Source organism: Cupriavidus oxalaticus (assembly GCF_038900635.1).
Lineage (GTDB): Bacteria > Pseudomonadota > Gammaproteobacteria > Burkholderiales > Burkholderiaceae > Cupriavidus > Cupriavidus oxalaticus_B.
In genome coordinates this window covers 1-1,234 of sequence record NZ_JAYMRX010000068.1, presented here as the reverse complement: position 1 = coordinate 1,234, position 1,234 = coordinate 1, and the positions used below count along the sequence as shown (strand labels likewise).

Genomic DNA, 1,234 nt, shown 5'->3' with positions numbered 1-1,234 from the left:
GATTGTTGATGCCTTCGACCAGATTCGTGCCCAAGGGCCAGCGGGTGTGGGCCAAGATGCCCGGCAGGTAGGGCTTGAGCCGCCGGGCGAACTGGCGCAGCGGCTCGATCCCGCTGCTCATGGCGCGCTCGTACCAGTCCTCCCAGAATCGCCTGGCGTAGCCGCGGTGCCGGTAATCCCACAGGGCCTTGAGATCATCCTTGAGCACGTAGACCGTCATCAGCGCCTTGTTGGCCGCCAGAAGCTCTTCGAGCCGGATCTGGTCGGCCTCTCGTTTGACGTTCTCCCGGTTGCGTAGCAGCAGCCAGCGCGAGGATTTCACCACCTTGCGAGCCACCCGGTCACCGCGCAGACGGTTCGCCTCGTCCACGCGAACTCTGTCGATGACCTCCCGCCCGTACTTGGCTACCACATGGAACAGGTCATAGACCACCTCGGCTTGCGGGCAATGCATGCGCACCTCCAGATCGTAGGCAGTGTTCATGTCCATGACGGCTGCACGTAGCCTGGCACATCCCTCAGGGCCGAGCAGTTCGAAGAACGGGCGGATTTCCTCGCGCGAGCGCCCGCGGCCCACCCAAAGTACCCGCTTGCTCGACGGCTCGACGATGACCGTCGCGTAGCGATGGCCTTTCTGGATCGCAAATTCGTCCATGGCGATGACCGTGACGCCGCTTAGGTCCACCGGTCCGAGTTCCTGCTCCAGATGGCGCTGGTCTATCCGCTTGACCGCGGTCCAGGACAGCCGATAAAACGCGGCCACATGGCGCAGCGACATCACCTTGCAAAGCCGCGCCACGCTCGCGGCCAGCCGTGCTGTCACCCGCGCATAGGGGGCCAGCCAGTCCAGGCGCTCCAGCTTGGGCCCACACCGCCGGCACGCCAGACGAAGCCTTGGCACGATCAGTTCGACCGGCATCTCGAATACGGGAAGATCTCGCACCCGGCGTTCGGCCCAGTCGTGCACAGCGCTGACTGCGTGCCCGCACCCACTGCAGTACCGGCGCCGACGCGCCTTGGGCTCCAGTCGGATGAGGCAAAAACGCTGTCCGTCACGGGTTTCCTCCCAGCTATCGCGCAGGCGATAGCCTTCCCAGCAGCCAAGCTGGGCCATACAATCGCGTAGGGCCAACCCCCACCTTCCTGTTTCTTGTTGTGTCGCAACTCCAAGATAACAGCGGTGGGCGGTTGGCCCTTTTTGTTTCTAAGCGGTCACGCAGATCGGCGATGAACC

The 1,234-nt window shown here is 63.8% G+C and carries 1 protein-coding gene; it reads right to left on the bottom strand.

Annotation, left to right across the window (positions count from 1 at the left end; all coding sequences use genetic code 11):
* Nucleotides 1-1,114: ISL3 family transposase (locus tag VSR71_RS34950; RefSeq protein WP_342917903.1), on the bottom strand; the 1,114-nt coding region annotated here is incomplete at its 3' end.
* Nucleotides 1,115-1,234 lie beyond the last annotated feature (120 nt).